A 6,262-nucleotide genomic window follows, 5' to 3' on the forward strand; every position below is an offset into this window, starting at 1 on the left:
TGCATGCCACAAAAAAGCACCCCTTTGGGTGCTTTTTTGCGCATATTTAACAATCTGGCATCACTGTTGCAATTCTTTCTCAGTGAAGAGATCGGCAAACAGCGCGGTGCTTAAATAACGTTCACCCGAAGACGGCAGGATAACCACAATATTCTTATTGGTAAAGGTTTCGTCTTCCTGAAGTTTGAGCGCGGCGGCAACGGCGGCGCCAGAAGAGATACCGGCCAGAATGCCTTCTTCTTCCATCAGGCGGCGCGCGGTCGAGATAGCCTCTTCATTGGTAATGCCCATGACTTTATCGACCAGCTTGAGATCCAGGTTGCCCGGGATAAAGCCTGCGCCGATACCCTGAATCTTGTGCGGGCCCGGTTTCAGTTCCTGGCCTGCGATCGCCTGCGCGATAACCGGCGAATCCGTCGGCTCAACCGCGACGGTAATCAGGTCAGTTTTGCCTTTGGTGTTTTTGATATAACGGCTCACGCCGGTCAGCGTCCCGCCAGTACCAACGCCTGAGATAAACACGTCAACCTGGCCGTCGGTATCTTCCCAGATTTCCGGACCGGTGGTTTTTTCATGAATTTCCGGGTTAGCCGGGTTGCTGAACTGCTGCAACAGCAGATATTTCGACGGATCGCTTGCGACAATCTCTTCAGCTTTCTGGATGGCGCCTTTCATGCCTTTAGCGCCTTCGGTCAGCACCAGGTTCGCGCCCAGCGCTTTCAGCAGTTTACGGCGCTCAACGCTCATGGTTTCCGGCATGGTCAGCGTTAGCTTATAACCACGCGCGGCGGCGACATACGCCAGCGCAATACCGGTATTGCCGCTGGTCGGCTCGACCAGCTCCACGCCAGGCTTCAGTACGCCGCGCTTCTCTGCATCCCAAATCATATTGGCACCGATACGGCATTTAACGCTGAAGCTCGGGTTACGTGACTCCACCTTCGCCAGAATGCGTCCGTTACCGATGCGGTTCAGTCGAACCAGCGGCGTATGGCCAATAGTCAACGAATTGTCTTCAAAAATCTTGCTCATAGCCCGTCCTTAACTGTATGAATTTTGGGAACTGCACCAGCATACCCGCTCAACGCTCCTGAGGAAGTAAGGATTTCGTATATCGTTATGCTCGTGCGAAATAATGCTTAAGAGTATGGAATAAGCCCGGCTATATGCCAGCCGGACTAGCGCCAGCTGGCGTGTTTGCCGCGATAGCAATCCACCCACATCGCCGTTGCGCCGCAGACCGCTACGGGCATAATCGCGAGATTCAGCACCGGCACCAGCGTAAAGAGGCTGACCAGCGCGCCGAACTGCATATTTAAACCTTTCCGCTCGCGCAGCGCAGTACGCATGGTTTTAAATGGCACTTTATGGTTGTCGAACGGGTAGTCGCAATACTGGATAGAGAGCATCCAGGCGCTAAAGAGGAACCAGAGCACCGGCGCGATGGTCTGGCCGATTCCGGGAATAAAGTAGAGCAGCAGCAGCAATAACGCGCGGGGCAGATACCAGGCGAGTTTTTGCCATTCGCGCTTCATGATACGCGGCAAATCTTTCATGATGCCGAAAATACCGGTATCCGGCGGCATGGCGCCGGTAAGCCGGGCCTCCAGCTGTTCCGCCAGCAGGCCATTAAACGGCGCGGCTATCCAGTTGGCTACGGTAGAAAAGAAATAGCCGAAAATCAGGACGACAGAGATTACCGCCAGCGGCCAGAGCAGATAGTTAAGCCACTGCAGCCATTCCGGGACATGAGACATCAGTCGCGGGATCCAGTTATCGAGACGAGTGAACAGCCACCAGAACGCGCCGCCCATCAGCAAGAAATTGACCAGCAGGGGAAGGATCACGAAGCGCCGGATACCCGGCTGGCTTATCAGCCTGAATCCCTCTGAAAGGTAGTACAGACCGCTGCGCGAACCCGCGCCTGTGTTTGAAACCATAGTTCCACAAAGCTCCTTATTAGCCTCCCCGAACCGGGGCCCGGTTATCTTAACCGAGAGGGAAATTTGCGCCACCCGAGAAATGGTCGAAAAAACAGCAAAAAGCACGATTTCTTTCATCTTTCTGTCCGGAAAACCGAGCGCGCACTTGCACTTGCCGTAATGGGCAAATACTCTTAGTGAGTAAATGTTTGCCGTCATGGCAAGGTGTTAGAACAACAGAGAATATAATGATGCAGGATTTGCGTCTGATATTAATCATTGTTGGCGCGATCGCCATAATCGCCTTACTGGTGCACGGTCTGTGGACCAGCCGTAAGGAGCGTTCTTCTATGTTCCGCGATCGTCCGATGAAGCGCATGAAATCGAAGCGCGATGAGGATGAAGACGAAGACGACGTCGATGAGCCGGATGACGACGGCGTTGGCGAAGTTCGCGTGCGCCGCAGCGCGCCGGTGCCGGAAAACGCGCCGGCTCGCCAGCCTCAGCATAACTATCAGCCGCCTTACGCGCCTTCTCAGCCGCGTCAGCCTGTTCGCGAGCCGGTCGAGCCGGAGCATGAGGCTACGTACGGAGAAGCGCCTGAAGCGCCACTGCATCAGCCGCAACAGCCGCAGCCGGTTCGCCAGACTGCGCCGCAACCGCAACAGCCCGCGCCAGCACAGCCTGCCATGCGTCAACCCGCGCCGCAGCCGGTCGCCGAGCATGCGCCGCAGCCAGAGCCGGTTTCCGAACCCGCGCCCGTAAGCGCGCCGGAAAAACCGCAGCCGAAAGAAACCGTTATTATTATGAACGTGGCGGCCCACGCGGGCAGCCAGCTTAATGGCGATGTGCTGTTCAACAGCATTCAGCAGGCCGGTTTTAAATTTGGCGACATGAACATTTTCCATCGTCATCTGAGCCCGGATGGCAGCGGCCCTGTGCTGTTCAGCCTGGCGAATATGGTTAAACCGGGTTCGTTTGATCCGGAAACCATGACCGATTTCACCACGCCGGGTATCACCATCTTTATGCAGGTGCCTGGGTTTGGCGATGAGCTGCAAAACTTCAAACTGATGTTGCAGTCGGCGCAGCATATTGCCGATGAAGTTGGCGGCGTGGTGCTGGACGATCAGCGCCGTATGATGACGCCGCAGAAGCTGCGTGAATATCAGGACAGAATTCGCGATGTGAAAGAGGCGAATGGCTAACCGCCCGCCGTTAAGCTTTCTCCCATAACCCCCGCCTGTCGGGGGTTTTTTATCATTGATGGTGCGTTATGGAATCAATCGAAGAAAAACTGACTCAACTGCGAACCACGCTTCGCCATCATGAATTTCTCTACCATGTCATGGACGCGCCGGAAGTGCCGGATGCCGAATACGATCGCCTGATGCGCGAACTGCGCGCGCTGGAAGAGGCGCATCCGGAGCTGGTGACGCCCGATTCGCCTACCCAGCGCGTTGGCGCAGCCCCGCTGACCGCGTTCAGCCAGGTGCGTCATGAAGTGCCGATGCTTTCGCTGGATAACGTGTTTGACGAGGCGAGTTTCCTGGCGTTCAACAAGCGTGTGCAGGATCGTCTGAAAAACACCGATGCGCTGGAGTACTGCTGCGAGCTGAAACTCGATGGCCTGGCGGTCAGCCTGCTCTATGAAAATGGACTGCTGGTGCGCGCCGCCACCCGCGGTGACGGCACCACCGGCGAAGATATCACGCTTAATGTGCGCACCATTCGCGCCATTCCGCTGAAGCTGCATGGCGATAGCATTCCGGCGCGCCTCGAAGTGCGTGGCGAAGTGTTCCTGCCGCAGGCGGGCTTTGAAAAAATTAATGAAGAAGCCCGGCGCACAGGCGGAAAAGTTTTCGCCAACCCGCGTAACGCAGCGGCGGGTTCGCTGCGCCAGCTCGATCCGCGCGTCACGGCCAAACGCCCGCTGACCTTCTTCTGTTACGGCGTCGGGCTGCTGGAAGGCGGCGAGCTGCCGCGCAGTCATATGGATCGTCTGCAACAGTTTAAAGCCTGGGGCCTGCCGGTGAGCGATCGTATTCGCCTGGTCAAAACCCCGGAAGACGTGCTGGCGTTTTACCACCAGGTTGAGGCCGACAGGCCGACGCTCGGGTTTGATATCGACGGTGTGGTTATCAAAGTGGATTCACTGGCGCTTCAGGAACAGCTGGGCTTTGTGGCGCGCGCGCCACGCTGGGCCGTGGCGTTTAAATTCCCGGCTCAGGAGCAACTGACGACCGTGCGTGACGTCGAGTTCCAGGTCGGACGCACCGGGGCAATCACGCCGGTCGCGCGCCTTGAACCGGTGCAGGTGGCGGGGGTGCTGGTGAGCAACGCGACGCTGCATAACGCTGATGAGATCGCGCGCCTTGGGCTGCGTATCGGCGATAAAGTGGTGATCCGCCGCGCGGGCGATGTTATTCCGCAAGTAGTCAACGTGGTGCTCTCTGAGCGCCCGGAAGAGACGCGTCCGGTGGTGTTCCCGACGCAATGCCCGGTCTGCGGCTCGGATGTCGAGCGCGTAGAGGGCGAGGCGGTGACGCGCTGCACCGGCGGGCTTATCTGCGGCGCCCAGCGTAAAGAGGCGCTTAAGCATTTCGTCTCGCGTCGCGCCATGGATGTGGACGGCATGGGCGATAAAATCATCGACCAGCTGGTTGAGAAAGAATATGTCCATACGCCTGCCGATCTGTTCCGTCTGACGGCGGGTAAACTGACCGGGCTCGATCGTATGGGGCCGAAATCGGCGCAAAATCTGGTCACTGCGCTGGAAAAAGCCAAAGAAACCACGTTTGCGCGTTTTCTCTATGCGCTCGGCATCCGGGAAGTGGGCGAAGCGACCGCCGCCGGGCTCGCGGCTCATTTCGGCACGCTGGAGGCGCTGATTAACGCCTCGATTGACGATCTGCAAAAAGTCCCGGATGTCGGGATTGTGGTCGCGACTCACGTGTTCAACTTCTTTGAAGAAGAGAGCAACCGCGCGGTGATCCGCGATCTCACTGAAGAGGTGGGCATTCACTGGCCCGCGCCGCAGGTGGTGAAAGCTGAAGAGATAGACAGCCCGTTCGCCGGGAAAACCGTGGTACTGACCGGCTCGTTAAGCCAGATGTCGCGCGACGACGCCAAAGCGCGCCTCGCGGCGCTGGGCGCGAAAGTCAGCGGCAGCGTGTCGAAAAAAACCGATCTGCTTATCGCCGGTGAAGCGGCGGGCTCCAAACTCGCGAAAGCGCAGGAGCTGGGCATTGAGGTCATCGACGAGGCGGAAATGTTGCGCCTGTTGGGTGAGTAATATGGAAAAAGAGCAACTCATCGCTATCGCCAATACGGAAATGCCGTTTGGTAAATACAAAGGCCGCCGGCTTATCGATCTGCCGGAAGAGTATCTGCTGTGGTTTGCCCGCAAGGATGAGTTTCCCCCCGGAAAACTTGGCGAGCTGATGGCGGTGACGCTGCTGATTAAATCAGAAGGGCTGGGCCATCTGGTTCAGCCGCTGAAAAAGCGATGAAAAAACGGCGCGAAAATTCGCGCCGTGATTTTTCCTGCCATTTCACCGTGGCCCTGTTACCGGCCCGTGAGAACGTTATTCTTATACGTAGATGTCAATCTGATGATCGCTGGAGGCCTGTTTCACGGCTTCCACCTGCTTGCTTTCCTGTTTTTTCTGCGCCTGTTCAGCCTGCTCACGCTGTAACTGAGCGAGCTGCGCCTGCAACATTTTGATCTGGTTCTGAATAATCTGCTGCTGTTTCTGCTTCTCTTCCGCGCTGCCTTCGCTGCTGGCAAGGTCTTTAAGCTTGGTCGTAAGCTTGGTGATTTGCTGTGTCAGGCGGGCAATTTGCGACGCAATATCGTTGCCGCTGGACGCGCTGCTGCTGCTTGTCTGGACTGACGGGGTTGATGCAGTAATGGTCGTCGACATCATGTTCTCCTTTGTTATAGGCCTGGAAAAGGTATCGGCACAGGAACGGGAAAACTGAGTGTTTTGAAGAAAAAATCGTGGATATAAGTGAAGCAGGGTGGTGGATACGGTAAAAGGCGTGAGGATGAGGATTGCGCGCATAGCAAAAAGGCGCCTTTAGGGCGCCTTTTTACATTGGTGGGTCGTGCAGGATGACTCGCTTCGCTCGCCCTTCGGGCCGTCGCCGCAAGCGGCTCCGTTGTCTCGCCATAAATGGCTCGACACGAACCTGCTGCAGGTTCGAATCTTTCTTACGTTCAGATAAGCAAAAAGGCGCCTTTAGGGCGCCTTTTTACATTGGTGGGTCGTGCAGGATTCGAACCTGCGACCAATTGATTAAAAGTCAACTGCTCTACCAACTGAGCTAACGACCCG

At 56.6% G+C, this 6,262-nt stretch carries 6 protein-coding genes, 1 tRNA gene and 1 other RNA gene; 3 read left to right on the top strand and 5 right to left on the bottom strand.

The features are described from left to right. Positions 1 to 60 precede the first annotated feature (60 nt). Positions 61 to 1,032 carry a cysteine synthase A gene (cysK, locus tag AACV31_RS22315; RefSeq protein ID WP_075198288.1) on the bottom strand — a complete coding sequence of 324 codons (972 nt, stop codon included), beginning with the start codon at positions 1,030 to 1,032 and terminating at the stop codon, positions 61 to 63. Positions 1,033 to 1,178: 146 nt separating this feature from the next. After that, on the bottom strand, positions 1,179 to 1,940 hold the full coding sequence (gene cysZ, locus AACV31_RS22320) for a sulfate transporter CysZ (RefSeq protein WP_105538986.1): 762 nt from the start codon (positions 1,938 to 1,940) through the stop codon (positions 1,179 to 1,181). 230 nt (positions 1,941 to 2,170) lie between these two features. Here cysZ and zipA point away from each other — a divergent pair, with 230 nt between their 5' ends. The 3 genes from zipA to AACV31_RS22335 all read left to right on the top strand — a co-directional run bounded on the left by zipA (position 2,171) and on the right by AACV31_RS22335 (position 5,434). Next, positions 2,171 to 3,130 (top strand): cell division protein ZipA, encoded by a 960-nt coding sequence (zipA, locus tag AACV31_RS22325; RefSeq protein WP_075198290.1) that lies wholly within the window; start codon positions 2,171 to 2,173, stop codon positions 3,128 to 3,130. Between the two features lie 68 nt (positions 3,131 to 3,198). Then, entirely contained in the window at positions 3,199 to 5,217 is a 2,019-nt protein-coding gene (gene ligA, locus AACV31_RS22330; RefSeq protein ID WP_165156116.1) for an NAD-dependent DNA ligase LigA, read from the top strand. A gap of 1 nt (position 5,218) precedes the next feature. After that, positions 5,219 to 5,434 (top strand): DUF3820 family protein, encoded by a 216-nt coding sequence (locus AACV31_RS22335; protein ID WP_075198292.1) that lies wholly within the window; start codon positions 5,219 to 5,221, stop codon positions 5,432 to 5,434. Positions 5,435 to 5,515: 81 nt separating this feature from the next. Here the strand turns inward: AACV31_RS22335 and AACV31_RS22340 are convergent, their stop codons facing one another. From AACV31_RS22340 to AACV31_RS22350, 3 genes are all read right to left on the bottom strand, one after another. Beyond that, positions 5,516 to 5,848 carry a FlxA-like family protein gene (locus AACV31_RS22340; protein WP_007763005.1) on the bottom strand — a complete coding sequence of 111 codons (333 nt, stop codon included), beginning with the start codon at positions 5,846 to 5,848 and terminating at the stop codon, positions 5,516 to 5,518. Positions 5,849 to 6,023: 175 nt separating this feature from the next. Continuing rightward, positions 6,024 to 6,154, bottom strand: a non-coding RNA gene (locus AACV31_RS22345) — RtT sRNA. Between the two features lie 31 nt (positions 6,155 to 6,185). Continuing rightward, positions 6,186 to 6,261, bottom strand: a tRNA-Lys gene (locus AACV31_RS22350). Position 6,262: the final 1 nt, after the last annotated feature.

Origin of the sequence: Cronobacter sp. EKM101R (assembly GCF_963888145.1) — a bacterium.
Taxonomy (GTDB): domain Bacteria; phylum Pseudomonadota; class Gammaproteobacteria; order Enterobacterales; family Enterobacteriaceae; genus Cronobacter; species Cronobacter turicensis.

What these genes read in the sequence shown, in the direction of transcription:
- ligA (WP_165156116.1), top strand. Translation starts at nt 3,199, where the DNA reads ATGGAATCAATCGAAGAAAAACTGACTCAACTGCGAACCACGCTTCGC.
- zipA (WP_075198290.1), top strand. Translation starts at nt 2,171, where the DNA reads ATGATGCAGGATTTGCGTCTGATATTAATCATTGTTGGCGCGATCGCC.
- AACV31_RS22335 (WP_075198292.1), top strand. Translation starts at nt 5,219, where the DNA reads ATGGAAAAAGAGCAACTCATCGCTATCGCCAATACGGAAATGCCGTTT.
- AACV31_RS22340 (WP_007763005.1), bottom strand. Translation starts at nt 5,848, where the DNA reads ATGTCGACGACCATTACTGCATCAACCCCGTCAGTCCAGACAAGCAGC.
- cysZ (WP_105538986.1), bottom strand. Translation starts at nt 1,940, where the DNA reads ATGGTTTCAAACACAGGCGCGGGTTCGCGCAGCGGTCTGTACTACCTT.
- cysK (WP_075198288.1), bottom strand. Translation starts at nt 1,032, where the DNA reads ATGAGCAAGATTTTTGAAGACAATTCGTTGACTATTGGCCATACGCCG.